This is a genomic window from Mesorhizobium sp. ES1-6, assembly GCF_020164775.1.
In the GTDB taxonomy this organism is placed as follows: Bacteria; Pseudomonadota; Alphaproteobacteria; order Rhizobiales; family Rhizobiaceae; genus Mesorhizobium.
Window position 1 is genome coordinate 198,148 of sequence record NZ_JAIUGU010000002.1, and the last position, 24,547, is coordinate 222,694.

The following is a 24,547-nucleotide window of genomic DNA, read 5'->3' on the forward strand; positions in this document are numbered from 1 at the left end:
ATTTCTGGCCGGCGCCTGGCCCGTGGTCAGGCGCCGGGTAATCCTTATTCGGCTCGAAGCGCGTCCATGGAGCCGACGAAGTAGGGTTCCTTGATCGCGTAAGCGCCCATGCCATACTTCTCCAGGACAGTCTTGTACGTGCCGTTCTTGAACAGCTCGGCAAGGGCCGCCACCATCATGTCGGCGGTTTCCTTGTCGTCCTTGGCGATCGCCATGCCGAGCGGCGCCACCTCATAAAGCGTCGGCAGCACCACCAACTGGCCCTTGCTGGTCACCTCGAAATAGCTGGATGCCGTGGCATCGTCCATACGCGCGTCGACGCGGTCCGAAAGCACTGCCTGGACGATATCGGTCGAAGAGTTGAAGACGGACTTCTCGATGGCCTTCTGGCCCTTGTCGGTGCACTCCTTGGTGAGCTTGTCGACGAGGAAATCCGAGGCGCTGCCGGCCGAGACACCGATGCGCTTGCCGCAAAGCGGCGTGTCGCCGCTGAAGCTCGCTTTCTTGTCGGGTGACGTCGAGACGGCCAGGCCCGCTTTCAGGAACATGACGAAATCGACCTGCTTCAGGCGCTCCGGCGTGGCCGAGAAGGTCTCCCAGGCGATCTTGAAGCGGCCGGCCGCGAGGCCCGGGATCATCGACGGAAACGGCGTGCGCTGGATATCGAGCTTGGCGTCGACGAGCTTGGCCACTTCGCCGGCGAGTTCGACGATGATGCCGGTCTGCTTGCCGTCGGCGTCGAGATATTCGAACGGCGCGAAGTCCAGCGTGTTGGCGACGGCGAGCGTTCCGCTCTGCTTCACCTCAGCCGATTTCGGCACATCGGCGGCTTTGGAAACCCCGGCCCAGACGGTGGCGGAAAGCGCCAGCGCGAGGCCGGTCATTTGCAGATATCTGTTCATTGCTGTTCCCCTTTCTTGTCCTTGATTGCAGTCTTGCCGCAAAGCCCGGGCCGGTGCCCGGCCTGGGCTCGGCATGCCTTACGAGGCGGCTGCCTCGGCCGCCTTCTTCTTGCGGTAGTGGTAATTCTTGTCGATGCGCTCCATCAAGTAATCGCCATAGAGCACCGGCTCGTATTTCGGCTGTGTGCCGGCAGGCACGCAGACCGGAAGCGCGGCGATCGTCTCGTCCATCGAGGGATCGAAGAAGAAGGGCTGCGAATAGCGCTCGCGTCCGGAGCGGTTGATGACGCGATGCGGCGTCGAGACAAACTGGTCGTTCGACCAGCGCGCCAGGATGTCGCCGACATTCATGACGAAGGAATCCGGAACCGGAGGCGCTGGAACCCAGTCGCCGGCCTTGTTCTTGACCTCGAGGCCGCCGACATTGTCCTGCGCCAGCAGCGTGATGAAACCATAATCGGTATGCGGCGCCGAACCGAAAAGCCCCTCTTCCTGGGGCTGCGTCGGATAGTGCAGCAGCCGCAGGAAGGTCGTCGGCTGCTCGAAATAGCGGTCGAGGCTGCCGGAGGGCAACCCGAGCGAGAGCGCGATGGCGCGCACCATCTTGCGGGCGAGCGTGCTCATTTCCTGGACGTAGCGCTCGATCGTTTCCCGGAACCCGGCAAGAGCCGCCTCGTCAGGCCACTGGTTCGGGCCTTGCAACGGCTTGTCGGCCAGGGCCCGCGGATCATCGGCGCCGACCTCGTGCATGAAAAAGATCGATTCGCTCTGGTTCGGCTTGCTGACGGTCGCCACCGACGAGGTCACGATGGTCGAGCCGGCGAAGGGCAGGAAGCCGCGAAAATTCTTGTCGATCTTCAGCTTCGCCTTCTCCTCCTCGGGCAAGGCAAAGAAGCGCTTGGAAGCTTCGCGGACCGCTTCGACGTCGGCGCGCGGAATGGCGTGGCCGGTGACATAGAGGAAGCCGATCGTCTCGAGATAGCGGCGCAAGGTCGCTGCCGTTGCCCGGATCCCGGCTTCGTCGTCGCCATAGAGCGCCGAGACGTCGAGGATCGGAATTTCGGAAAAATCGCCGCGCTCTTGTGCATCCATTTTCGAACACCCTGTCTTGAACATAAGATACAGTACTGTATTTCTACACATCCGAACGGCCTCATCAATAGGCTTTCGATCGCAAAAACAAGGACGCGGCATCATGGCACCACGCAAGATCATCATCGACACCGATCCGGGCCAGGACGACGCCTTCGCCATCCTCTTCGCATTGGGTTCGCCAGATGAGCTCGACGTGGTCGGCATCACCACGGTCGGGGGCAACGTGCCGCTTGCACTGACGTCGAAGAACGCGCTCAAGGTCGTGGAGCTTGCCGGGCGGCCCGATGTGCCTGTTCATGCTGGATGTCCGGCGCCGATGGTGCGCAAGCTGATCACCGCCGAATATGTCCATGGCGAAACCGGCCTCGACGGCGCCGACCTGCCCGAGCCGGTGACGCCGCTGCAAAGCGAACACGCGGTCAATTACATGGTGCGCACCATCATGGATGCGCCGGAAGGCGAATTGACCGTCTGCACGCTCGGGCCGATGACCAACCTGGCCATGGCCATGACCATGGAGCCGAGGATCGTACCTCGGCTGCGCGAAGTGGTGCTGATGGGCGGCGGCTTCTTCCAGGGCGGCAACGCCACGCCAGCCGCCGAGTTCAACATGTTCGTCGACCCGCATGCCGCGCACAAGGTGTTCGACAGCGGCGTGCCGGTGACCATGGCGGGCATCGACTGCACCTACACCGCGCTGATGACGCCCGAATGGCTGGACCGCTTGCGCGCCACCGGCAGCCGCGCCGCGATCGAGGCCGCGAACCTGGCGGACTTCTACCGCCAGTACGGCACCCACAAATTCGAGACGCCGGCACGCCCGATCCACGATGCCTGCGTCACCGGCTATCTCCTGGCGCCGCAAATCTATGAACAGCGCCAGTGCGCGGTGACGGTCGACATCGTCTCGCCAGAGACTATCGGCATGACGGTCGTCGACTGGTGGCATGTGACGGGACGCCGCAAGAACTGCAACGTCCTGCGGCGCATCGATCCGGCGCCGTTCTTCGAACTCATGCTGGAGCGGATCAGCGCATTGCCCTGAGCTTGGCGCGGCCCGGCGCTCATAGAAACGCCGGGCCACTCTATCTCCTTGTTTTTACGCAATTCCCGACGAAAACCGTTACACACTCTTCCTGGAATTGCTCTAACGTTCCGCGATAGATGGACAGTTGATGAGTCGCCAAGCGCATCGGAGCCGGCAAACGGATTGCAGGCGTTGGGCAAGGCGATGAAGGTCTTGATCACATGAAAGCCGATAGCGCGCCGGCCAAAGGCAAGAGACCGTCCAAGCCTGCCGCGCCCGCGAAGGCGGCGCGGCAGACGCTGAGCCGCGAGGCCTGGATCGCGGCGGCGCGCAAGGTGCTGGAGAAGCACGGCATCGGCGAGGTGAAGATCGACCGCCTGGCCAAGCAGTTCAAGGTGACGCGCGGCAGCTTTTATTTCCACTTCACCAGCCTGGCCGATCTTCGCGACGGCCTGCTGCAGGAATGGCGGGACATCAATTGCCAGCCCTTCTGGGCGATGCGCGAGATGCACGACGTGGACGGCCTGCAGTTCTTCACCGACATCGTGCATGTCTGGGTCGACGAGGCACCGTTCAGCCCGCTGCTCGACCTCGCCGTGCGCGACTGGTCGCGAACGTCGAAAAAGCTGGCGCGGGAGGTCAAGGATATCGACGATTTGCGTGTCGAACTCCTGATGCGCTCCTTCCGCGCCATGGGCTATCCCCCGGACGAGAGCCTGGTCAGGGCCCGCATCACCTATTTCCACCAGATCGGCCAATATGCGCTGTCCTTCAAGGAGGACCCGGCGGTGCGCCGCAGCTACCAGCCGCTGTTCGGCGAAGTGCTGCTCGGGCCGCTGGTGCAGGAGCGGGGTTCAGCACCACGGCCGTCGGAGATTAAGGGCGGGCGATAGGAGACGACGAACGCGTCTCAACCCGTTAGGGGTATCGCGATACCGGCATGGTGGCTTCCCAACTGCCAGAAAGGCAGCCGGAACCGCTCACGCTCCGCTTCCACGACATGAAAACCCGCCGCATCGATCAGGTGCAATGGATCGCGGTTGAGATGGCAGCCGCCGGCAAGCCGGCCCCATATCCGGTTCAGACGTTCCTGCCACCGGCGGCAACGCGGCCCCTCGGCCTGGCCGTGCTCGATGAAGATCAACCGGCCCGTGGGCTTCAGGATGCGCCGGATCTCAGTCAGCGCCGCCTCGGGGTCCGGAATGGTGCAGAAGGCATAGGTGACGACCACCGTGTCGGCGACGCTGTCGGCCAAGGGCAGGTTTTCACCGCTGGCCCGGATGCAGTCGACATTGAATGGCAAAGAACGGCTCTTCGGTTCGGCCAGGCCGAGCATCGTGCCGTCGGGATCGACGCCGACCAGCCGCTTCACCCTGCCGGCGTCGTAATAGGGAAGGTTCAGGCCGGACCCGAAGCCCACTTCGACGACAACGCCCCCTGCCCGTGGAATCAGGCGCCTGCGCATGTCAGCGAAGGCGCTGGCCGAACAGCCGGCGTGGACCAGGTAGGGAGCAATGCAGCGCGCGTACCAGGAGAGACAGGATTGGCACATGTCTCAGCCTCCTTGCAGTGCGTCGGCAACACCAACAGGGGCGCCACCGCCGGCAAGGGGCCCTGATGTGCAATAGTGGGTGAAAGTATTGACCAGTGACATTTCTCGCTCCAAGGAGTCTCATGATCGGGCCCGATCGGCCCGATGTCGTGGGGATGGATAGAAGGCCGGCGTCCCCTCAACGTCCCTGCTTGGCCGTGTGCGGATCGATGGAACGACTGGAATTCCGATTTCTGGGTTTTCCGGAGTTCCGCTTGAACGGCCGGCGGGTGGATCTCGCCCTGCGCAAGGCGGCGGCGCTCCTCATCTATCTCGTCGAGGCCAGCGGACCGGTGGCGCGCGAGGTCGTCGCCACGCTTTTGTGGCCAGAAGCCGATGAGCAGGCCGCACGCGCGCGACTGCGGCGTACGCTCTATAAAATCCGCATCGCCTTCGGCAGCGAGATCATCGCCGCCACGGGCGCCTCGCTGAGCCTGCACCCGGCGTCCGCCGAGATCGACACCAGGGTTTTCGAGCAGGCCTGCAATTGCGGCGCTCTCGACGAGGCAGCCGGGATCTACAAGGACGATTATCTCGCCGGCTTCTCGCTGCCGGACTGTCCAGAATTCGAGGAGTGGGTCTTCTTCCGGCGAGAGACCTTGCGCGGCCGCCTGGTGCAGGCGCTGGAGCGGCTCGTCGAAGCCAAGATCGCCGGCGGCGAGCCGCGCGGCGCGGTCGTTCATGCGACACGGCTGGCGGCACTCGACCCCTTGAGCGAAAGCGCGCACCGCCATCTGATCCGCGCTCACCTGGCGGCCGGGGACAGAGCGGCGGCAGAGCGCCAGATCGAGACCTGCATCCGGCTCTTGCGGGACGAACTCGGCGTCGCGCCGGACCCCGCCACGCTCGCCATGCTGCGCGAGCCAACTCTGGACGCCACCCTGGACGTGCCCAGGACGCGCTATGTCGCGGTGCACGGCATCCATATCGCGTACCAGATCGTCGGCGGCGGCCCGACCGACATCGTGCTTGTTCCAGGCTTCATTTCGCATGTCGAGCGTATCTGGGAAGACCCGACCTGCCGCGCCTGGCTGACCGAGGTTTCGCGCCTCGGTCGCCTGATCCTCTTCGACCGGCGCGGCATGGGGCTCTCAGACCGCGTCGGTGCCCGCCCCACGGTCGAGGCGACGGCGCAGGATATTCTGGCGGTCATGGACGCGGCCGGCAGCCGCCGGGCCTTGCTGGTCGGCGCGTCGGAGGGTGGGCCTGGCTGTATTCGCTTTGCCGTCGAGCATCCCGATCGCCTGACCGGCCTCGTTCTGTGGGGCTCGCTTGCCAAAGGCAGCCGCGCACCCGACTATCCCTTCGCCTTGACCGTCGCGCAATATGATCTGTGGAAGCAACGCCTGCTCGCCGGCTGGGGCGGCCCGGCCGAAATCGAAACCTTTGCCCCGAGCCTCGTTGATGACCGTCAGGCGAGGATATGGTGGGCCGGATTGCTCAGGGCGGCCTCCAGCCCGGGCGCGGTCGCCGGCCTGCTGGAGGCGCTACGGGATGCCGATATCCGCCACCTCCTGGCAAAAGTCTCCGGCCCGACGATGATCCTCCACCGCTCCGGCGACCGGGCCGTGCGCATCGAGGCCGGGCGGTTCCTCGCGTCCAGCATTCCCGGCGCCCGGTTCATCGAAGTCGACGGCGACGACCACTGGTTCTGGGCCGGCGACCAGCAGGCGCTGCTCGACAGCATCGGCGCAATGGCGCGACGCGACTGATCCCGCCTCACGCCGTCTTCTGTGCCACCACTCCCAACTCTTCCACCATCGCCTGACGCATCAGAAATTTCTGCGGCTTGCCGGTCACCGTCATCGGCAACTCGGTGCGGAAGCGGATGTGGCGCGGTATCTTGTAATGGGCGATCTGGCCGGCGCAGAAGGCCTTGATCTCCTGTTCGGTGGCGACCTGGCCGGGCTTCAGCACGATCCAGGCGCACAACTCCTCACCATATTTGGCGTCGGGAATGCCGAAGACCTGCACTTCCCGAACCTTGGGATGACGGTAGAGGAATTCCTCGACCTCCCTGGGATAGACGTTCTCGCCGCCGCGAATGACCATGTCCTTGACGCGGCCGACAATGTTGCAATAGCCCTCGGCGTCGATGGTGGCGAGGTCGCCGGTGTGCATCCAGCCGTCGGTGTCGATTGCCTCACGGGTCTTTTCGTCGTCGTCCCAATAGCCCTTCATCACCGAATAGCCGCGCGTGCAAAGCTCACCCGGCTCGCCGACGGCAACGGTGGCGCCCTCGGCATCGACCGCCTTGACCTCGACATGCGGATGGATGCGCCCAACGGTCGAGACGCGCTTTTCCAGCGGATCGTCGGTGCTGCTCTGGAACGAGACCGGGCTGGTCTCGGTCATGCCGTAGGCGATGGTCACCTCCGACATATGCATCAGCGACACCACTTTCTTCATCACCTCGATCGGGCATGGCGAGCCGGCCATGATGCCGGTGCGCAGGCTGGAGAGATCGAAGGTCGGGAAATCCGGATGATCGAGCATGCCGACGAACATGGTCGGCACGCCGTAGAGGCCCGTGCAGCGCTCCTGCGCGACCGCCTTCAGCGTCAGGCCGGGATCAAAACCCTCGCAGGGGAAAACCATCGTCGCGCCCTTCGACACACAGCCCATCGTGCCCATCGACATGCCGAAGCAGTGATAGAGCGGCACCGGGATGCAGAGCCGGTCGTCGACGGTAAGTTTGATGGCCGAGGTGACGAAATTGCCGTTGTTGACGATGTTGAGATGGGTGAGCGTCGCGCCCTTGGGCGCGCCGGTCGTGCCCGAAGTGAACTGGACGTTGATCGCATCGCCAGGCTTCAGGCCCTCGGAGATGCGGTCGAGGCTGTCATGCTCGTCGCGGCCGGCCATGGCCAGCACGTCGCCGAAATTGAACATGCCTGGCGAGTTCTCCTCGCCCATGCGGATGACGATCCTGAGCGCCGGCAATTTCGCGGCCTTCAGTCTGCCGGGTGTCGCCGTGGCGATTTCCGGCGCCAGCGTCTCGATCATGCCGAGATAGTCCGAGGTCCTGAAGCTCGCCGCCGTCACCAGCGCCTTGCAGCCGACCTTGTTCAACGCATATTCCAGTTCGGTCAACCGGTAGGCCGGATTGATGTTGACCAGGATCAGGCCGATGCGGGCGGTGGCGAATTGCGTCACCAGCCATTCCCAGCGGTTGGGCGACCAAATGCCGACCCGGTCGCCCTTATGGAGGCCGAGCGCCAGGAAGCCGGCGGCCAGCGCATCGACGGTGTCCGACAGTTCGCTCCAGGTGAAGCGCTTGTCCTGGCCGACGAAGATTGCGGCATCGAGCGTGCCGTATTTGCTGACGGTGTCGGAGAAAAGGGCTGGGATGGTCTGCTCCAGCAACGGAACCTTGCGCTCGCCGGAGACATGCGCCCTGCCGTCGACGGGCGCGACAAACACAATGCCGGAGCGCGCGCCGCGTCCGCGCAGATTGGTGGCGTTCTTCAGCTCGTCGAGATTGACCGGCATCGCTGTCTCCTCCCAGCACGGACCGAGCCTATCAGCCTGCCGGGACGGTGGAAATCCCGCCGATGGTCGAGGCGTCCCTCCCCTCGGGGGAAACCGGACTATCCGACCGCCGCCGCCATTTTCGCGGCTATATCGCGCAAGACGACCTCGTCGGCAGCGGAACGATCTTTCCTAGAGGCCACCAGGCAGGCCTGCGACTGCAGCACGACGCCATCGCCCAGCACCTTGAGATGGTTGGCGCGCAGCGTCGAGCCCGACGAAGTGATGTCGACGATGACGTCGGCAAGCCCTGCCGCCGGCGCGCCCTCGGTGGCGCCGAGGCTCTCGACGATGCGGTAGACCTGGATGCCGTGCTTCTGCGAAAAGAACTGCTGCGTCAGCCGCCAGTATTTGGTGGCGATCCTGAGCCGCCGGCCATGGCGCTGGCGGAAATCGGCGGCGACGTCATCGAGATCGGCCATGGTGTCGACATCGAGCCAGATCTCCGGCACCGCGACCACGACATCGGCATGGCCGAAGCCGAGACGGGCGACGATTTCGGCCCGCGCTTCCCATTCGGCGAGATTTTCCCGCACCAGATCCTCGCCGGTGATGCCGAGATCGACCGCGCCCTGCCCTATTTCGCCCGATATTTCGGAGGCCGACAGGAAGACCACTTCGACATTGTCCATGCCCCCGACGCGGGCGTGATATTTGCGCTCGTCGCCGGGCAGGCTGACGGCGAGGCCGGCCTTGGCCAGAAGCTCCAGCGCCTGCTCTTTCAGCCGGCCTTTCGAGGGGATCGCCAGCGTGATCATAGTGCCGTCTCCCGCAACGCCTCGATGCGGTCGAGCCACACGGAGAAGCCGACACCGGGTATCGCGGTCTTGGCGCCAAGCAGCGTCAGCAACCTGTCGTAGCGCCCACCACCGGCAAGGGGACGCTCGCCATCCCTGGCAGCGATTTCAAAGACCACACCGGTGTAATAATCGAGCGGACGGCCGAAGGCCGCGTCGTAGCGGATTTTTCCCGAGGGCAAGCCATGCGCCTCGATCGCCTTGGCGCGGGCCGCGAATTTTTCCAGCGCCGCACCCAGCGAAAGTCCGGCGCCAGCGGCGAAGGTTTCCAATGCCTGGGCCGCGCCATCGAGCGGCACGTCGATGGCCAGAAAACCTTTCAGCGCCGCGAAGGCCTCGTTCGACAGCCGCACGCTGCGCAATTCGGCCTTCTCGATCAATCGCCGTGCAATGTCCGATGGCGCGCGCCCGGCCGATGCCGACAGGCCAGCCTCCTCCATGCCGCCGGCAATATGAGCTGACAGACCTTCGAGATCACCGTCGAGCACAAGCGCCGCGACATCGCCGGAGAGTTGCCCGTTGCGCGGCGGGTTGGCGAGATCGGCGAGTGCCGCCTCCAGCATCGGCGCCGAGCCGAAGGCGCGGGCCAGCCGCATGCGCCATCCGCGCGGCAGGCCGAGTGCCGCCAGCACCGCCTCGAAGATACCCTGGTCGCCGAGCGTGACCGACAGCGGCTGACCGGGCAGGACGAGCGACAGCAGCGCATGCGCGTCGGCCACCGAGCGGGCATCGGCTTCAGCCGTGTCGCGATCACCGAGATCCTCGATGCCGGCCTGGAAGAACTCGTTGCCGCCCTCACGGCGCTGGCGAAACACTTCGCCAAGATAGGAGTAGCGGCGCGGCGTGCCGGCCTGGCTGGCGATATGATCGAGGCAAACCGGAATGGTGAATTCGGGGCGCAGGCAGAGTGTCTGTCCGGTCTCGCTTTCGGTAAGGAAAATGCGCCGGCGCAGATCCTCGCCGGCCATGTCGAGGAACGGATCGGCCGGCTGCAGCACGGCGACTTCCACGGCGTGGGTGTCGCGGGTGGCGAAGAGGCTGGTGATGTCGGCTGATATGGCGGGGCAGCGGGAGGTCATGGACAGGATGGGCGCGAGGCACCCCCCTCTGTCCTGCCGGACATCTCCCCCGCAAAGGGGGAGATCGGATGTCGCGCACGCCTTCGCCAACCACCGTCGTTGCAGAAAGGGCTCCGCACTTGAAACTGCCAATCTCCCCCCTTGCGGGGGAGATGTCCGGCAGGACAGAGGGGGGTGTTCAAGCGCCACCCTTCACACGATCGGCAGCCTGCGCCGCCAGGATCTTCCTCACTTCGGCAACCAGCTCACCTTCCGCCACCGTCACCTGCGCCGGGCGTGCGGCGCGCCATTCGGCATTGTCGGTGATTTCGGCGGACATGCGCGCGCCTTCGATCAGGTCCTTGATCTGCAGCTCGCCCTTGGCGCGCTCGTCGCCGCCCTGGATGATGGCGACCGGACAGCCGCGCCGGTCGGCATATTTGAGCTGCGCCTTCATGCCGGCGCCGCCGAGATACATTTCGGAGCGGATGCCGGCGGCGCGCAGTTCCGCCACCATCTTCTGGTAGCGGCCGAGGCTTTCGGTGTCCTTGTCCATGACCAGCACGACAACCGGCGCGATCACGTCGGCGCTGTCGAGCTTGCCGAGGTTCTTCAGCGCCGTCATCAACCTGGAGACACCGATGGAAAAACCGGTCGCCGGCACCGGCTCGCCGCGGAAGCGCGACACCAGACCGTCATAACGTCCGCCACCGCCGACCGAGCCGAAGCGTACGATCTGGCCATCCTCATTGGGGATTTCGGCCAGCAGTTCGGCCTCGAAGACCGGGCCAGTGTAATATTCCAGGCCGCGCACGACGGAACGGTCCATGGCGACGCGGTCCTCGGCATATCCGGCGGCCCTGACCAGGGCTTCGATCGTCGCGAGTTCGCCAACGCCTTCCTGGTAGGTCGCGTTGCCGCTGACACTGGCGTCCTGGCCGGCCTGCGCATTGCGCGCCGTCGCCAGAAGAACGGCCTCGGCTTGCGTATCGTCCAGCCCGGCGCCCTTGGCGAAGTCGCCTTCGCCTTCCTTGCCGCCGTCCCAGCGCCCCGGGCCAAGCAGAAGCCGGACACCTTCCGGACCAAGCTTGTCCAGCTTGTCGATGGCGCGCAGCACCGTCAGCCGGCGCCCGGCATTCCCGTCGCCGCCGAGGCCGATCGCTTCCAGCACGCCGTCCAACACCTTGCGGTTGTTGACGCGGATGACGTAGTCGCCGCGCTTGATGCCGAGCGCTTCCATGACGTCGGCCATCATCATCGCCATCTCGGCATCCGCCGCCACGCCCGGCGTGCCGATCGTGTCGGCGTCGAACTGCATGAACTGGCGGAAGCGGCCGGGGCCGGGCTTTTCGTTGCGGAACACCCAGCCGGACCGGTAGCTGCGGTATGGCTTGGGCAGGCGTTCGAAATTCTCGGCGACGAAGCGCGCGGTGGGGGCCGTCAGGTCGTAGCGCAGCGACAGCCACTGGTCGTCGTCGTCCTGGAAGGAGAATACGCCTTCGTTCGGCCGGTCCTGGTCGGGCAGGAATTTGCCCAGCGTATCGGTATATTCGATCAGCGGCTGGTCGGCCGGCTCGAAGCCGTAAAGCTCGTAGACCGAGCGGATCGTCGCCATCATCTTCTCGACGGCACGGATGTCCTCGGCGCTGCGGTCGGCAAATCCGCGCGGCAGCCGCGCTTTCGTCTTTTCCGATTTGTCGGCCATGAGATGAGCACCCGGTGTTTCGTGGCGCCGCATGGACAGGAAGTTCCTGTTCCGCAGCGCGCGTTTCCTAACCGATGAAGCCGGGAGCGGCAAGGGTTAGCGCCCCCCAGCGCGCCTGATGAGTTCACGAAGAATCGAACCCCCCTGAAACAAAAACGCACCAAGAATGAAACAATGCCGCCATGAGCGCGGCATCGTGCCGACACAATCGCGGCCGATATAGCGCACCGAAACGAAGGGGTTCGGACATGAGCAGCGCAACGGAATTCCATGCCAACAGCGAGGCCGGTGAGCTGCCGGCACGCCTGCGTCCGGCGCGCAGTCATGCACCGAAAATGGTTGGCCAGACGGCCGGGCCGTTCGATGTGACGGCCGGCACAAGCAAGGAGCCTTCCCTGCGCGACGCCCTGGTGACCGGGCTGCTGGTGATCTATCCGACGGTGGCCACCGTGGCGGCGATCGTCGCCGGGCTGTTCCTGGCCGGAGCCAACGGCACCTGAAAGCACCCGCCTCACGGAAGCGATTTCATTCTTGATCGGGGGATTGAGCATGCGCCTGAGCTACGCATACGCGCTTGGCTGCGCACTTCTTCTTGGAGCTGCCAATCCGGCCAGCGCCGCCGGCTGCAAGCCCGGCGAGGCGGGCCTTGCCGGGCATTACTATCTGCGCGGCGTCATGGAGGTCGGCTCCGAACTGCTGCTCAGGAAAGACGGCAGCTTCGAATTCATGCTCGCCTATGGCGCCAACGACCAGTACGGCAAGGGCTGTTGGGTGAAGAAGGGCTCGACGGTCGAGGTCATTCCCGCCGGACGCAGCGCGGCATCGACCCATCATACGCCCGACGACAGCGGTTTCAGCGGCCTTGTGCTGACCATTTCCGGCCGCAGCCTGGTGTGGGACATCAATGGCAGCGGGCACGAGGGACGGTTCGAGAAGTGAGGGCAGCGCGAGCATTCGGAGGTTCGCGCCGCCCCTCATCCGGCCCTTCTGGCCACCTTCTCCCCGTGAACGGGGAGAAGGCAAAAGTGGCTATTTCGGCCGCTTGAAAGCCTTCCGCTCCTTCTCGATCTCCTTGCGGCACACGCAGCCTTCGAGATGGTCGTTGACCAGGCCCATGGCTTGCATGAAGGCGTAGACGGTGGTCGGGCCGACAAAGGTCCAGCCCCGCTTCTTCAGCTCCTTCGAAATCCGGACCGAGACCGCGGTGGTCGGGTTGGCGCGCAGATGGGCGAGGTCGACGGTTTGCGGCCGCTCCTCCTTGCCGGGTTCGAACTTCCAGAACCAGGCGGCCAGCGAGCCGAACTCGTCGACCATCTCGCGGGCGCGTTTGGCATTGTTGATGGTCGAGACGATCTTGCCGCGATGGCGAATGATGCCGGCATTGCCGAGCAGGCGCTCGACATCCCTATCGGTGAAGGCGGCGACCTTGTCGAAGTCGAAGCCGGCGAAGGCCTCACGAAAATTCTCCCGCTTGCGCAGAATGGTCAGCCACGAGAGGCCCGACTGAAATCCTTCCAGGCAGATCTTTTCGAACAGCCTGCGGTCGTCGGCCACTGGCCGGCCCCATTCATGGTCGTGGTAGTGCAGATAGTCCGGCAGATTGCCATGCCAGAAGCAGCGCACGACACCGTCGGGACCGGCAAGCAGGCCGGTATTTTCATTGCTCATCTCAAGAAATCCATCCGTTAACGCGCTTGCGCGCCGCTTTTACCGTGGCTTTACCAGATTCCTGAACCCGGCGGTAACCACACCAAAAGGTATACCGACAGAACCGCATTTTACGCATTCCGATTCATGTTTCGGTTGCTGCTCGCCGCCAATGATCGCGAAAACCGGGAGCGTTCTTGCCCGGCGTGTCAGGCGATCAAGGTGCGTTCCCGATGAAATTCCTGCTTCCGTTGTTCAGCGCGGCAGTGCTTGCCGCGAGTACCATGCCCTCCCTTGCCAATGACCGCTATGCCGACAGGCCGCCGGTGATGGTGAGCCCCGACCTTTCCGCGCCCTGGGTGCTGCAGCTTGGCCAAGCGCCCGGCATCGTGCGGCAGAACCGGCAGGCGGTGCAACAGCAGCCGCGCCAACGCACCGCGCAGCCCGACCGCGTTCAGACGGCGGGCGTGCAGGCGCCGGCCAAGCGCACGGTCATGCGCCCGCAGATCAACCCGATCTACCTGCCGCAGGAAGTCGCTTATGACGGCGGCCAGAAGCCAGGCACCATCGTCATCGATACCACGCAGAACTTCCTCTATCTGGTCGAGAAGAACGGCAAGGCGCGGCGTTACGGCGTCGGCACCGGCAAACCCGGCTTCGAATGGTCGGGCACGCACAAGATCACCAACAAGCGCATCTGGCCGGACTGGCGTCCGCCAGCCGAGATGATTAAGCGCGAGGCGGCCAAGGGCCGCTATCTGCCGACCTATCTGGCCGGCGGCATGGAAAACCCGCTCGGCGCGCGTGCGCTCTATCTCGGCACGACGGAGTACCGCATCCACGGCACCAACCAGCCCTGGACGATCGGCGGTGCGGTGTCGTCGGGTTGCATACGCATGCGCAACGAGGACGTGGTCGACCTTTATGAGCGGGTCAATGTCGGAACCACGGTCGAGGTGATATAATAGCTTACGCGAATCACTGGCCGGCAAAGCACTTCGCTTTTCGAGGCCAGTACAGGGATAACGGGGGACGGGCCGTATGGGGATGCGGTCGGTCAGGAAGGGCAGCGCGGGAAACCGCGCTGCCCTCTCTTTTTGGCTGGTGTCGGATGTGGCCCGCGTCGTTGCGTCGCGCAGGAGGTATCGCCGTTCGCTTTCGTGCTGACATTTTCGACGTTCTTTTGCTATGTCGGCGTCAACGAACGAAAAGAGTCCCTCCATGTCCCTGTCCGACGACAGCCGCTATCTCAAGGGCGGCCCGGTTGCCCAGCGCATCATCGCCGCCGTGCGCGAGGATGCGGCCATTGCCAAAGCCGAGGGTTTTCCGCCCAAGCTGATGTCGATCACCGTCGGCGATACCGACGCGGTGGATGTCTATGTGCGCAACCAGCGTGCCAAGGCCCAGCTCGCCGGCATCGATTTCGAGGAACGGCGCTTTCCCGCCACCATCACCTCCGGCGAACTCGAAGCGGCGATCCATGGGTTGAACGCCGATCCGCGTGTCACCGGCATCATCATCCAGCGGCCGGTTCCGGCGCATATCCCGATCAAGACGCTGCAGGCGGCCGTACATCCGCTGAAGGATGTCGAGGGCATGCACCCGGCCTCGATCGGCAACATCGTCTACAACCAGCTCGATCTGGCGCCCTGCACGGCCGCCGCATCGGTCGAGTTGCTCAAGGAAACCGGCCTCGACCTCAAGGGGCTGGAAGTGGTCATCGTCGGCCATTCAGAGATCGTCGGCAAGCCGATCGCCTTCCTGCTGATGAGCGAAGGCGCGACGGTCACGGTCTGCCACCACATGACGCGCTCGGTCGCCGCCCATGCACGGCGTGCCGACGCGCTGTTCGTCGCCGTTGGCAAGCCCAGGCTGATCAAGGCCGACATGGTCAAGCCGGGTGCGGCCGTCATCGATATCGGCATCAATTCGGAGATCGGACCAGACGGGGCGAGCCGCATTGTCGGCGACGTCGACACTGAAAGCGTGCGCGAGGTTGCCTCCTGGATCACGCCCGTGCCGGGTGGCGTCGGCCCGATCACGGTGGCGATCCTGCTGCGCAACACCATGGTCGCGCTCAGCCGCCAGCGCGCGCTCTACGAGGCGACCTACGGCACGGCCGACAGGCTGGCGGCGGAATAGCGCCGGAACGGACGCCCTATTCCGCCGCGATCAGGCCCTCTTCCGCAACGCCGTCCGGTCTTGGCCCGCCATAGGCCCAGTCGAGCAATTTGATCGTGTGCACCACCGGCATGCTGGCGGCGGAGGCGATCTGCGTGATGCAGCCGATATTGCCGGTGGCGACGATCGACGCGCCTGTCGCCTCGATGTTCTTCACCTTGCGGTCACGCAGCCTGGCCGAGATCTCCGATTGCAGGATGTTGTAGGTGCCGGCCGACCCGCAGCAGAGGTGCCCCTCGCGCGGCTCGCGCACGATGAAACCGGCCTTGGCGAGCAGTTCCTTCGGCTGGCGCGCAATCTTCTGGCCGTGCTGCATCGAGCAGGCCGAGTGATAGGCGACGATCGTGCCCGGCTTGCACATTGGTTCGGGCAGGTCGATCGCGGCGAGATACTCGGTGACGTCCTTGGCCAGTGCCGACACGCGCGCGGCCTTGTCGGCATAGGCCGGATCGAGGCGCAGCATGAAGCCGTAATCCTTGATCGTCGTGCCGCACCCGGACGCGGTGATGATGATGGCGTCGAGCCCGCCTTGTTCCACGGCGCGGGTCCAGGCATCGACATTTTGCCTGGCCGAGGCAAGGGCGGCTTCTTCCCGCCCCATATGATGGACCAGCGCCCCGCAGCAGCCCTCGCCCGGCGGCACCACCACCTCGACGCCGAGCCGAGTCAGCAACGAAATGGTGGTGTCGTTTATGCCGGGATCGAGCACCGATTGGGCGCAGCCGGTGAGGATCGCGACGCGTCCTCTTTTTGCTCCCTGTCCGGCATGGACGCCCGGCAAGGCCATCGGCGAGGCCGCCGGAATGGATGCCGGCGCGAGCTTGAGCAGGGCGCCGAGCGGCTTCAGCGCCGGGATCTTCTCGAACAGGCCTATGAATGGCTTGCCCAGCTTCGCCAGTTTGAGCGCTGTGCGGAAACGCCGGGGATAGGGCAGCACGAAGGCCAGCATGGCGCGGATCAGCCGATCGAGCAGCGGGCGCTTGTAGGTTTCCTGGATATGGGCACGGGCATGGTCGACCAGATGCATGTAATTGACGCCCGACGGGCAGGTGGTCATGCAGGCGAGGCACGACAGGCAACGGTCGATATGGGTGACGATTTCCTTGTCGGCGGGACGGCCGTTCTCCAGCATGTCCTTGATCAGGTAGATGCGCCCGCGCGGTGAATCGAGCTCGTTGCCAAGCGTCACATAGGTCGGGCAGGTGGCGGTGCAGAAGCCGCAATGCACGCATTTGCGCAGGATCTTTTCGGACTCGGCGACATCTGGATCGGCAAGCTGCTCGGGCGAAAAATTGGTCTGCATCTCTGACGCTCTGTTTAGACGCAATTCCGGACGAAAAACCGTTTCACACTTTTCCTGGAACTGCTCTAGGCCATGCGGCCGGGATTGAGGATGTTCTTGGGGTCGAATTCCTGTTTCAGCCGCTGGCTCAGCGCCGCCAGCGCCGGCGCCTGGGGCTCGAACACCGGCAGCGCGGCGCGATGGGCAGGCGCGGCGCGCACCAGCGTCGCGTGGCCGCCGCCATGTTTGCGCAACAGCCCGCGCAGGAGGCCGGCTTCGGGATCGCCCTCCTCCATGCGCAGCCACACCAGCCCCCCCTGCCAGTCATAGAAGGCGCTCACGGCGGCCTGCATGCGCAGCATCAGGACCATCTGGTGTCCCTGGGCGGGCGTCATCGACACGCGCCAGACCGGTTTCTCGCTGCCATCGGCGAAGGGCTTGCAATCGCGCACGTCGCGCCAGATCGCCTTCGAGGCCTCACCGGAAATCTCCTCCAGCGGCCCCGCCCTGCCGAGCAGTGCCTTCAGCGCCGCGATGCGGTACGCAACGGACGGGCCAAAGCCTTCGACGCGCAGCAGCGTGGCGGCTTCACTGCCAAGACTTCCACCGGCGACGCGCGCGGCGATCCGCTCCGGCAGATGGGCCGCGCTCGATACTTCGGCGCTGGAGCCGAGCGCCAGGGCCATGGCGCTTGCCGCGGCATCGTCGAGCAGCCCACGGACGGCGAGCGTTACCTCGGTCTCGGCGGCCGGCAGCACCTTGAAGGTGACGTCGGTGAAGACGGCCAACGTACCCCAGCTGTTGGCCATCAGCTTGGAGAGATCGTAGCCGGTGACGTTCTTGACCACGCGGCCCCCCGACTTGAAGGCTTCGCCCCGACCGGAGACGACGTTGATACCCAGGATATGGTCGCGCGCGGCGCCCGCCTTCAGCCGGCGTGGGCCGGATAGGTTCGCGCCAAGCACGCCGCCGATGGTGCCTTTGCCCGGCTCGCCACCGAGCAACGAGCCGTAGTCCATCGGCTCGAACGCCAGTTGCTGGCCGTTTTGCGCCAGCAGCTTCTCGATATCGTCCAGAGGCGTGCCTGATTTTGCCGACAGGACCAGTTCGGCGGGTTCGTAGAGGGTAACGCCTGATAGTTTCGACAAGTCGAGCGTGTGCTCTGTCTGCAACGGACGGCCGATGCCGCGCTTGGAACCGTGGCCGAGGATTTCCAAGGGCGTTTCTTCCGCCGCCGCCCAGGCAACGGTGGAGAGGACTTCGTCTGACGTGGTCGGGGTGAAGGTGGTCATTGGCGTGACATGCCACTTGCAAGTGCAGAGACGTCGAGTTCCTTCACACCCCCCTCTGTCCTGCCGGACATCTCCCCGGCAAGGGGGGAGATTGGCCGCTTCAATGTCGCGCCCGCTGCCCAACGTAGGTAGTTGGCGAAGGGGGCTATCGGAGTCGATCTCCCCCCTTGCGGGGGAGATGTCCGGCAGGACAGGGGGGGGTGTTCAGGCACCAACATGCAACTCAAAACCTCGGAATGTCCGGAAACGCCACCTGCCCCCGATGCACATGCATGCGCCCTAGCTCAGCGCAACGGCGCAGCTGCGGGAACACCTTTCCGGGGTTGAGCAGATGGTTGGGGTCGAAGGCGCATTTGACGCGCATCTGCTGGTCGAGATCGACCTGATTGAACATTTCCGGCATCAGGTCGCGCTTTTCGACCCCAACACCATGCTCGCCGGTGAGCACGCCACCGACCTTGACGCAGAGCCGCAAAATATCGGCGCCGAAGCTTTCGGCCTTGTCGAGTTCGCCCGGCACATTGGCATCGTAGAGGATCAGCGGATGCAGATTGCCGTCGCCGGCGTGAAAGACGTTGGCGACGCCGAGACCGTATTTTTCCGACAGCTCGCGCATGCCGGCCAGCACGCGCGGGAGTTCCTTGCGTGGAATGGTGCCGTCCATGCAGTAATAGTCGGGCGAGATGCGGCCTACGGCGGGGAAGGCCGCCTTGCGGCCGGCCCAAAAACTCAGGCGCTCCTGCTCGGACTGCGAGATGCGGCACGTGGTCGAGCCGTTGCGAATAGCGATCGCCTCGACCGCGATGATGAGATGATCGACCTCGACACCGGGGCCATCGAGTTCGACGATCAGCAGCGCCTCGACATCAAGGGGATAGCCGGCATGAACGAAATCCTCGGCAGCGTGGATCGCCGGCCGGTCCATCATTTCCATGCCGCCTGGAATGATGCCGGCGCCGACGATGTCGGCGACGCACTGGCCGCCCTGCTCGCTGGTCGGAAAGCCGATCAGCAAGGCGCGTGCCGTCTCCGGCTTCTTGAGGATGCGCACCGTGACCTCGGTGACGACGCCGAGCAGACCTTCCGAGCCGGTCATCACGCCGAGCAGATCATAGCCTTCCGCGTCGAGGTGGCTGCCACCGAGCCGCACCACCTCGCCATTCATCAGCACCATCTCGATGCCCAGCACATTGTTGGCGGTGAGGCCGTATTTCAGGCAGTGCACGCCGCCGGAATTCTCCGCCACATTGCCGCCGATCGAGCAGGCGATCTGGGAGGACGGATCGGGGGCGTAGTAAAAGCCCTCCTGCTCGACCGCTATGGTGATGCCGAGATTGGTGACGCCGGGCTGGGCAACGACGATGCGGTTGGGAAAATCGATCTCGAGGATGCGGTTGAACCGGCTCATGACGAGCAGCACCGCGTCCTCCAGCGGCAACGCGCCGCCCGACAGCGAGGTGCCGGATCCGCGCGGTACGACGCGGATGTTGCGGTCGTTGCAGTATTTCAGCACCCGCGAAACCTGCGCGACCGTCTCGGGCAGCACCACGACCAGCGGCAGTTGGCGGTAGGCGGTCAGGCCATCGCTCTCGAAGGCGCGCATGGCGTTGGCGGCGTCGACGACACCCTCGCCCGGCACGATGATGCGCATGTCGGCTACAATTTCGCTACGCCGGCGCAGCGTCTCGGCGTCTGGCTTGGGCATGGCAAGGCCGGACATCGGCGCTTCCTCCACTCGACTGGTAAAAATGATTTACCAGCTGGCGGCATTTGTTGCAAACCTTGCTTTGGTGGCGGCCAGGCGGCGGACGCAGGCGAAGCTTCCGCAGCGGCAATCTGCCGCTGCGCATCTGTCGCGCCCGAAGCATGGCGCGGACTATTCGCCCGGATGTCTGGCCGGCTCGGAATGCATCCGTCGCACCCTGCGCACGCCCCACCAGACCAGCAGGATGGCAACCGGCACGGACGCCGCGGTGACGACCTCCGGCGCGAAGGCGTGGCCAAAGACCGACGCCCCCTTGGCGACATAGCCGATGAGGCCGACAACGTAATAGGAGACGGCGGCGACCGAGAGCCCTTCGACGGTCTGCTGCAGGCGCAGTTGCAAGCGGGCGCGGTTGTTCATCGAGGCGAGCAGGTCGCGATTCTGCTTCTCGACCTCGACGTCGACCCAGGTCCGCAGCAGCGTGGTGGCACGGGTCAGCTTGCGTGACAGGTTGGCCTGGCGCTCCTCGACCGAGCGGCAGGTGCGCATGGCTGGCGCCATGCGCCGCAGCAGAAAGCCCGCCCAGGTGTCGTAGCCCTGCACAGGCTCCTCATCCAGCGCCTCCAGCCTTTCCGTGACGATGCCGTCATAGGCGCGGCTGGCGCCGAAGCGGTAAAGGCTGGAAGCGGCGTCCGCCTCCAGCTCGGCGGCGAGTTCGGTCAGGCCGGCGAGCAGCGTCTGGTTGTCGCGGGTCTCGGCGACCTTCATTTCCAGTGTCGTCTGCGCCAGGCGGTCCTCGATGCGGCGGGCGCGGCCAGACAAGGTGAGCGCCAGCGGCAGCCCGAGCATGGCAAGCGTGCGGTAGGTCTCGATGTCGATCAGCCGCTGCGACAGCGCACCGGTGCTGGCCGGCGTCAGACCCCGGTCGAGCACCAGCATGCGGGTCATGCCGTCGCCATCCTGGCGGAAGTCGGTGACGATGGCCGCGCTGCCGCGCTCGACCAGCGAGTAACAGAGGCTGGTCGGGTCGAAACCGGCGACCTGCCTCTCGCTTGTCTGCGTCCATTTGCGGATCTCGAGCCGGATACCCGAGATGACGGTTCCCGGCGGGGAAAAGCCGTTGCCGAAGGGCGAATCCTCCTGCCCCCGGCCGTTCTCGGCCAGCGGCCCTTCCCAAAGATAGGTCGAGAACTCCGTATGCCGCTCCCAGCGCAGCGTGCCCTTGCCCCATTTCATGGCGTGGTGGCGGGCATGCCGCTCGGGGGCGGCGATGCCAAGACGGCGCGACAGTTCCGAAAGCACGGCATGGTCGACCGCGGAGCCGCCTTCGGTCATGAAGGAGAGCTGGACGAGGACGCGCGGCTTCTCGACCAGCGGATGCGGGCGGGCGTGAACCTCGCCGAGCGCGCCGGGCCGGCCTTCATGCGCCGGAAAGCCCATGACGCTGCCTTGGCTGCGCGGCTGGAATTCAAGATTGGACGGCTCGTCCGACACGTCTGGTCCCCCTGGTTTCGACCCTTCGTGCAATCGCGCCGTCTTGCGGCAATCGGCAAGGGAGGTAAACAGCAAAGTTTAGCGCCGGGCGATATGCCGGCGCGGCGCGGAAATCGACGGGTCGAGACGAATTGGATAAATAATTTGACCAGTTGGCGACAGTGGCTTTAATCTGCGCGACATTCATTCCGTTCCCCAGGCGCTTCCCTTGAGCGACATTTTCTCCAGGATCGAGCATTCGCGCACCGCCGACGAGGTGGTGCAGCAGATCGAAAGCCTCATCCTCGAAGGCGTGCTGCGCACCGGCGACCGGCTGCCGGGCGAGCGCGAACTGGCGCGTCAGTTCGATGTGTCGCGGCCGATCCTGCGCGATGCGCTGAAGGCGCTCGAAGGACGCGGGCTGCTGACGACCAAGGCCGGCGGTGGCACGCATGTCGCCGACATTATCGGCCAGCTGTTCAGCAAGCCGGTGGCGGATCTGATCTCGACGCATCGCAAGGCGGTCGCCGACTATCTGGAGTATCGCCGCGAAATGGAAGGCATAGCGGCCGAATACGCGGCGCGGCGCGCCACACCGGAAGACATCGCCCTGCTCGACCGCATCATGGCGCGCATGGACGAGGCGCATCGCACCGGCAATTTCGACGACGAGGCCGAGATCGACGTCGAATTCCATCACGCGATCTGCGAATGCGCGCACAACATCCTGCTCTTGCACACGCTGCGCTCCTGCTACCGGCTCTTGTCGGAAGGCGTGTTCCAGAACCGGCTCCTGGTGTTCACCGTGCCCGGCGCGCGCGAGGCGCTGCTGGCGCAGCACCGGGCGATCCACGCCGCGGTCAAGGCCGGCGACCCGGCCGGCGCCCGCCAGGCGGCGATGGAGCACATGACCTATGTCGAGCGCTCGATGGCGGAAGCCGAACGCAGCGGCGACTGGCAACGTGTGTCGCGGCTGCGGCTGCGGCAGCGTTCGGACGCCGGCGACAGCGAAGCAGCGCGCGGACGCTCCTAATCATTCGATCAAGCGGGGACCATCATGAGCGACATTCTCACCATCGCAGACCTCAAGGATCTCGCGCGCCGGCGCGTGCCCAAGATGTTCTTCGACTATGCCGATTCGGGCGCCTGGACCGAGAGCACCTACCGGGCGAACGAGGAAGACTTCCAGAAGATCAAGTTCCGCCAGCGCGTGCTGGTCGACATGAGCAACCGCTCGCTGGAATCGACCATGATCGGCGAGAAAGTGTCGATGCCGGTGGCGCTGGCGCCGACCGGCATGACCGGCATGCAGCATGCCGACGGCGAGATGCTGGCGGCGCGGGCGGCGGAGGAATTCGGCGTGCCGTTCACGCTCTCCACGATGAGCATCTGCTCGATCGAGGATGTCGCCTCGGTGACCAAGAAACCGTTCTGGTTCCAGCTCTACGTGCTGCGCGACAAGGAGTTCGTGCTCGATTTGATCGACCGGGCGAAAGCGGCGAAGTGCTCGGCGCTGGTGCTGACCCTCGACCTGCAGATCCTTGGCCAGCGCCACAAGGACGTCCGCAACGGGCTGTCGGCGCCGCCCAAGATGACGCTGGCCAACATCATCGACCTGGCCAGCAAGCCGCGCTGGTGCCTGGGAATAGCCGGCACCAAGCGCCGCACCTTCCGCAACATCGTCGGCCACGCCAAGGGCGTCGGCGACGTCTCTTCGCTGTCGTCCTGGACGACGGAGCAGTTCGATCCGCAGCTGTCATGGAAGGATGTCGCCTGGATCAAGGAACGCTGGGGCGGCAAGCTGATCCTGAAAGGCATCCTCGACAAGGAGGATGCGCTGATGGCCGCCAAGACCGGCGCCGACGCGATCATCGTTTCCAACCATGGCGGGCGCCAGCTCGACGGCGCGTCGTCCTCGATCATGGCGCTGGAAGAGATCGCGGACGCGGTCGGCGACACAATAGAAGTGCATATGGACGGCGGCATCCGCTCCGGCCAGGACGTGTTGAAAGCGCTCTGCCTGGGCGCCAAGGGCACCTATATCGGCCGGCCATTTCTTTACGGCCTGGGCGCACTCGGCAAGGAAGGCGTTACCAAAGCGTTGGAAATCATCCGCAAGGAGATGGACATCACGCTGGCGCTGTGCGGAAAGCGTCTGGTCACCGACATGGGCAAGGACCAGCTCAGGCGCTAAATCCGTGACATCTGACCAGGGAGATATCCAGACGTTGGCGGAACCAGGCATCCATTTCCTCGACGCATACGGGCCGGACGGCGTGCGTCTCTACGCAATCGGCGACGTGCATGGCCGGCTCGACCTGCTGGCCGCCATGCACGGCCAGATCGCGGCCGAGATCGCCAGGGACCGTGTCGCGGACTGGCGCATCATCCATCTTGGCGATTATGTCGATCGCGGACCGGACTCCAAAGGCGTCATCGACTTCCTGATCGAGGCGCGCGAACGCGATGCGCGAAACCTGATGCTGGCCGGCAACCACGACATCGGCTTTCTCGACTTTCTCAAGACGCCCGACCCTGAAGGGCTCTTCATCCGTTACGGCGGCATCCAGACCGCGCAATCCTATGGGGTGGCGATCAACAACGGCAGTGGCGTCTGGTTCGGCAAGGCCGAGTCAGCCATGCGCAAGGGACACCAGGCCCTGCTCGAGGCCGTGCCGCAAAGTCATGTCGACTTCCTGCGGTCGCTGCCGTTCTCGGTGACGTCGGGCGACTTCTTCTTCTGCCATGCCGGCATCAGGCCGGGCATTGAGCTGGAGAAGCAGAACCCACAGGATCTGATCTGGATCCGTGACGTCTTCCACGATCACACAGGTCTCTTCCCGAAGATCGTGGTGCACGGCCACACGCCGGTCCCCGAGGCGGAAGTGATGGCCAACCGCGTCAACGTCGACACGCTCGCCTGGCAATCAGGCATGCTCACCGCGCTCGTCGTGGACGGCGCGGACAAACGCATCCTGGAAATGTCGATAAAGGAGCCTTGAGCCCCCGGTCCGAGGACGCGCGGATACCCTGGCTTAGCGCAGGGAGGCGGTGACGCCGTAGCCGTCGACCGCATTGTGGTTGTTGGCGGCGTCGGCGGCATAGATACCCAGGCCGCAAAGCACGATTGCGGACAGCATGGCAAAGGACAGAAGCGCTGCTTTCACGGACGTCATCTCTTGTTGAGCTCTCTGCATCTGTGCACCAGGCGGTTACCAATGCGTTGAAATGGATGATTCGCTTCAAAGTTTCGAAGATTTC

23 protein-coding genes are annotated in these 24,547 nt (G+C 64.7%); 10 read left to right on the forward strand and 13 right to left on the reverse strand.

The window, feature by feature from the left end; genetic code table 11:
- Nucleotides 1-44: 44 nt before the first annotated feature.
- Entirely contained in the window at nucleotides 45-902 is an 858-nt protein-coding gene (locus LB564_RS05675) for an ABC transporter substrate-binding protein (RefSeq protein WP_224535762.1), read from the reverse strand.
- A 78-nt stretch (nucleotides 903-980) separates the two neighbouring features.
- A complete protein-coding gene (locus LB564_RS05680) occupies nucleotides 981-1,994 on the reverse strand; it encodes an isopenicillin N synthase family dioxygenase (protein ID WP_224535764.1) in 1,014 nt (337 codons plus the stop codon).
- 103 nt (nucleotides 1,995-2,097) lie between these two features.
- Here LB564_RS05680 and LB564_RS05685 point away from each other — a divergent pair, with 103 nt between their 5' ends.
- Both LB564_RS05685 and LB564_RS05690 read left to right on the forward strand, forming a co-directional pair.
- On the forward strand, nucleotides 2,098-3,042 hold the full coding sequence (locus LB564_RS05685; RefSeq protein ID WP_224535766.1) for a nucleoside hydrolase: 945 nt from the start codon (nucleotides 2,098-2,100) through the stop codon (nucleotides 3,040-3,042).
- A 203-nt stretch (nucleotides 3,043-3,245) separates the two neighbouring features.
- Nucleotides 3,246-3,917: a TetR/AcrR family transcriptional regulator gene (locus LB564_RS05690; protein ID WP_140709212.1), complete on the forward strand. Its 672-nt coding sequence runs from the start codon at nucleotides 3,246-3,248 to the stop codon at nucleotides 3,915-3,917.
- 17 nt (nucleotides 3,918-3,934) lie between these two features.
- Here the strand turns inward: LB564_RS05690 and LB564_RS05695 are convergent, their stop codons facing one another.
- Nucleotides 3,935-4,576: a class I SAM-dependent methyltransferase gene (locus tag LB564_RS05695; protein WP_224535768.1), complete on the reverse strand. Its 642-nt coding sequence runs from the start codon at nucleotides 4,574-4,576 to the stop codon at nucleotides 3,935-3,937.
- Between the two features lie 209 nt (nucleotides 4,577-4,785).
- On the opposite strand from LB564_RS05695, the gene LB564_RS05700 reads away from it, so the two are divergent.
- Complete coding sequence (locus tag LB564_RS05700) at nucleotides 4,786-6,327, forward strand: alpha/beta hydrolase (RefSeq protein WP_224535771.1); 1,542 nt, start codon at nucleotides 4,786-4,788, stop codon at nucleotides 6,325-6,327.
- Between the two features lie 7 nt (nucleotides 6,328-6,334).
- Here the strand turns inward: LB564_RS05700 and LB564_RS05705 are convergent, their stop codons facing one another.
- The 4 genes from LB564_RS05705 to hisS all read right to left on the reverse strand — a co-directional run bounded on the left by LB564_RS05705 (nucleotide 6,335) and on the right by hisS (nucleotide 11,706).
- Nucleotides 6,335-8,107, reverse strand: a complete 1,773-nt coding sequence (locus tag LB564_RS05705; protein ID WP_224535772.1) for an AMP-binding protein — start codon at nucleotides 8,105-8,107, stop codon at nucleotides 6,335-6,337.
- A gap of 98 nt (nucleotides 8,108-8,205) precedes the next feature.
- Nucleotides 8,206-8,904 carry an ATP phosphoribosyltransferase gene (gene hisG / locus LB564_RS05710; protein WP_224535775.1) on the reverse strand — a complete coding sequence of 233 codons (699 nt, stop codon included), beginning with the start codon at nucleotides 8,902-8,904 and terminating at the stop codon, nucleotides 8,206-8,208.
- Entirely contained in the window at nucleotides 8,901-10,022 is a 1,122-nt protein-coding gene (locus tag LB564_RS05715) for an ATP phosphoribosyltransferase regulatory subunit (RefSeq protein ID WP_224535777.1), read from the reverse strand. Before LB564_RS05715 ends, hisG begins: the two co-directional genes overlap by 4 nt.
- 178 nt (nucleotides 10,023-10,200) lie before the next feature.
- On the reverse strand, nucleotides 10,201-11,706 hold the full coding sequence (gene hisS, locus LB564_RS05720) for a histidine--tRNA ligase (protein ID WP_224535779.1): 1,506 nt from the start codon (nucleotides 11,704-11,706) through the stop codon (nucleotides 10,201-10,203).
- Nucleotides 11,707-11,954: 248 nt separating this feature from the next.
- On the opposite strand from hisS, the gene LB564_RS05725 reads away from it, so the two are divergent.
- The gene (locus LB564_RS05725) at nucleotides 11,955-12,206 is read left to right on the forward strand and encodes a hypothetical protein (protein ID WP_224535782.1); all 252 of its coding nucleotides are present in this window, start codon (nucleotides 11,955-11,957) and stop codon (nucleotides 12,204-12,206) included.
- A 49-nt stretch (nucleotides 12,207-12,255) separates the two neighbouring features.
- Nucleotides 12,256-12,645, forward strand: coding sequence for a hypothetical protein (locus tag LB564_RS05730; protein WP_224535784.1), 390 nt, complete (start codon nucleotides 12,256-12,258; stop codon nucleotides 12,643-12,645).
- Nucleotides 12,646-12,735: 90 nt separating this feature from the next.
- Here the strand turns inward: LB564_RS05730 and LB564_RS05735 are convergent, their stop codons facing one another.
- Nucleotides 12,736-13,374, reverse strand: coding sequence for a DNA-3-methyladenine glycosylase I (locus LB564_RS05735; RefSeq protein WP_140709230.1), 639 nt, complete (start codon nucleotides 13,372-13,374; stop codon nucleotides 12,736-12,738).
- A gap of 212 nt (nucleotides 13,375-13,586) precedes the next feature.
- Between LB564_RS05735 and LB564_RS05740 the strand changes: the two genes are divergently transcribed.
- Both LB564_RS05740 and LB564_RS05745 read left to right on the forward strand, forming a co-directional pair.
- Nucleotides 13,587-14,318, forward strand: a complete 732-nt coding sequence (locus LB564_RS05740) for a L,D-transpeptidase (RefSeq protein ID WP_224535786.1) — start codon at nucleotides 13,587-13,589, stop codon at nucleotides 14,316-14,318.
- Nucleotides 14,319-14,574: 256 nt separating this feature from the next.
- Nucleotides 14,575-15,495: a bifunctional 5,10-methylenetetrahydrofolate dehydrogenase/5,10-methenyltetrahydrofolate cyclohydrolase gene (locus LB564_RS05745; protein WP_224535788.1), complete on the forward strand. Its 921-nt coding sequence runs from the start codon at nucleotides 14,575-14,577 to the stop codon at nucleotides 15,493-15,495.
- Between the two features lie 16 nt (nucleotides 15,496-15,511).
- On the opposite strand, the gene glcF is transcribed toward LB564_RS05745, so the two are convergent.
- From glcF to LB564_RS05765, 4 genes are all read right to left on the reverse strand, one after another.
- Nucleotides 15,512-16,837: a glycolate oxidase subunit GlcF gene (glcF, locus tag LB564_RS05750; protein WP_224535790.1), complete on the reverse strand. Its 1,326-nt coding sequence runs from the start codon at nucleotides 16,835-16,837 to the stop codon at nucleotides 15,512-15,514.
- Nucleotides 16,838-16,902: 65 nt separating this feature from the next.
- The gene (locus LB564_RS05755) at nucleotides 16,903-18,108 is read right to left on the reverse strand and encodes an FAD-binding protein (RefSeq protein ID WP_224535792.1); all 1,206 of its coding nucleotides are present in this window, start codon (nucleotides 18,106-18,108) and stop codon (nucleotides 16,903-16,905) included.
- A 223-nt stretch (nucleotides 18,109-18,331) separates the two neighbouring features.
- On the reverse strand, nucleotides 18,332-19,828 hold the full coding sequence (locus LB564_RS05760; RefSeq protein WP_224535795.1) for an FAD-linked oxidase C-terminal domain-containing protein: 1,497 nt from the start codon (nucleotides 19,826-19,828) through the stop codon (nucleotides 18,332-18,334).
- A 156-nt stretch (nucleotides 19,829-19,984) separates the two neighbouring features.
- Complete coding sequence (locus LB564_RS05765; protein ID WP_140709242.1) at nucleotides 19,985-21,307, reverse strand: DUF3422 family protein; 1,323 nt, start codon at nucleotides 21,305-21,307, stop codon at nucleotides 19,985-19,987.
- A 208-nt stretch (nucleotides 21,308-21,515) separates the two neighbouring features.
- Here LB564_RS05765 and LB564_RS05770 point away from each other — a divergent pair, with 208 nt between their 5' ends.
- The 3 genes from LB564_RS05770 to LB564_RS05780 are packed head-to-tail and all read left to right on the forward strand — an operon-like array spanning nucleotide 21,516 to nucleotide 24,288.
- A complete protein-coding gene (locus tag LB564_RS05770) occupies nucleotides 21,516-22,319 on the forward strand; it encodes an FCD domain-containing protein (RefSeq protein WP_224535796.1) in 804 nt (267 codons plus the stop codon).
- Between the two features lie 24 nt (nucleotides 22,320-22,343).
- On the forward strand, nucleotides 22,344-23,480 hold the full coding sequence (locus LB564_RS05775) for an alpha-hydroxy acid oxidase (protein WP_140709246.1): 1,137 nt from the start codon (nucleotides 22,344-22,346) through the stop codon (nucleotides 23,478-23,480).
- A 34-nt stretch (nucleotides 23,481-23,514) separates the two neighbouring features.
- On the forward strand, nucleotides 23,515-24,288 hold the full coding sequence (locus LB564_RS05780; RefSeq protein ID WP_224536671.1) for a metallophosphoesterase: 774 nt from the start codon (nucleotides 23,515-23,517) through the stop codon (nucleotides 24,286-24,288).
- Nucleotides 24,289-24,321: 33 nt separating this feature from the next.
- Here the strand turns inward: LB564_RS05780 and LB564_RS31470 are convergent, their stop codons facing one another.
- On the reverse strand, nucleotides 24,322-24,453 hold the full coding sequence (locus LB564_RS31470) for a hypothetical protein (protein ID WP_013893872.1): 132 nt from the start codon (nucleotides 24,451-24,453) through the stop codon (nucleotides 24,322-24,324).
- Nucleotides 24,454-24,547: the final 94 nt, after the last annotated feature.

Bases quoted from the DNA above. Each gene is read 5' to 3' on its own strand.
- LB564_RS05675 (WP_224535762.1), bottom strand. From the start codon at position 902: ATGAACAGATATCTGCAAATGACCGGCCTCGCGCTGGCGCTTTCCGCC.
- LB564_RS05680 (WP_224535764.1), bottom strand. From the start codon at position 1,994: ATGGATGCACAAGAGCGCGGCGATTTTTCCGAAATTCCGATCCTCGAC.
- LB564_RS05685 (WP_224535766.1), top strand. From the start codon at position 2,098: ATGGCACCACGCAAGATCATCATCGACACCGATCCGGGCCAGGACGAC.
- LB564_RS05690 (WP_140709212.1), top strand. From the start codon at position 3,246: ATGAAAGCCGATAGCGCGCCGGCCAAAGGCAAGAGACCGTCCAAGCCT.
- LB564_RS05695 (WP_224535768.1), bottom strand. From the start codon at position 4,576: ATGTGCCAATCCTGTCTCTCCTGGTACGCGCGCTGCATTGCTCCCTAC.
- LB564_RS05700 (WP_224535771.1), top strand. From the start codon at position 4,786: ATGGAACGACTGGAATTCCGATTTCTGGGTTTTCCGGAGTTCCGCTTG.
- LB564_RS05705 (WP_224535772.1), bottom strand. From the start codon at position 8,107: ATGCCGGTCAATCTCGACGAGCTGAAGAACGCCACCAATCTGCGCGGA.
- hisG (WP_224535775.1), bottom strand. From the start codon at position 8,904: ATGATCACGCTGGCGATCCCCTCGAAAGGCCGGCTGAAAGAGCAGGCG.
- LB564_RS05715 (WP_224535777.1), bottom strand. From the start codon at position 10,022: ATGACCTCCCGCTGCCCCGCCATATCAGCCGACATCACCAGCCTCTTC.
- hisS (WP_224535779.1), bottom strand. From the start codon at position 11,706: ATGGCCGACAAATCGGAAAAGACGAAAGCGCGGCTGCCGCGCGGATTT.
- LB564_RS05725 (WP_224535782.1), top strand. From the start codon at position 11,955: ATGAGCAGCGCAACGGAATTCCATGCCAACAGCGAGGCCGGTGAGCTG.
- LB564_RS05730 (WP_224535784.1), top strand. From the start codon at position 12,256: ATGCGCCTGAGCTACGCATACGCGCTTGGCTGCGCACTTCTTCTTGGA.
- LB564_RS05735 (WP_140709230.1), bottom strand. From the start codon at position 13,374: ATGAGCAATGAAAATACCGGCCTGCTTGCCGGTCCCGACGGTGTCGTG.
- LB564_RS05740 (WP_224535786.1), top strand. From the start codon at position 13,587: ATGAAATTCCTGCTTCCGTTGTTCAGCGCGGCAGTGCTTGCCGCGAGT.
- LB564_RS05745 (WP_224535788.1), top strand. From the start codon at position 14,575: ATGTCCCTGTCCGACGACAGCCGCTATCTCAAGGGCGGCCCGGTTGCC.
- glcF (WP_224535790.1), bottom strand. From the start codon at position 16,837: ATGCAGACCAATTTTTCGCCCGAGCAGCTTGCCGATCCAGATGTCGCC.
- LB564_RS05755 (WP_224535792.1), bottom strand. From the start codon at position 18,108: ATGACCACCTTCACCCCGACCACGTCAGACGAAGTCCTCTCCACCGTT.
- LB564_RS05760 (WP_224535795.1), bottom strand. From the start codon at position 19,828: ATGTCCGGCCTTGCCATGCCCAAGCCAGACGCCGAGACGCTGCGCCGG.
- LB564_RS05775 (WP_140709246.1), top strand. From the start codon at position 22,344: ATGAGCGACATTCTCACCATCGCAGACCTCAAGGATCTCGCGCGCCGG.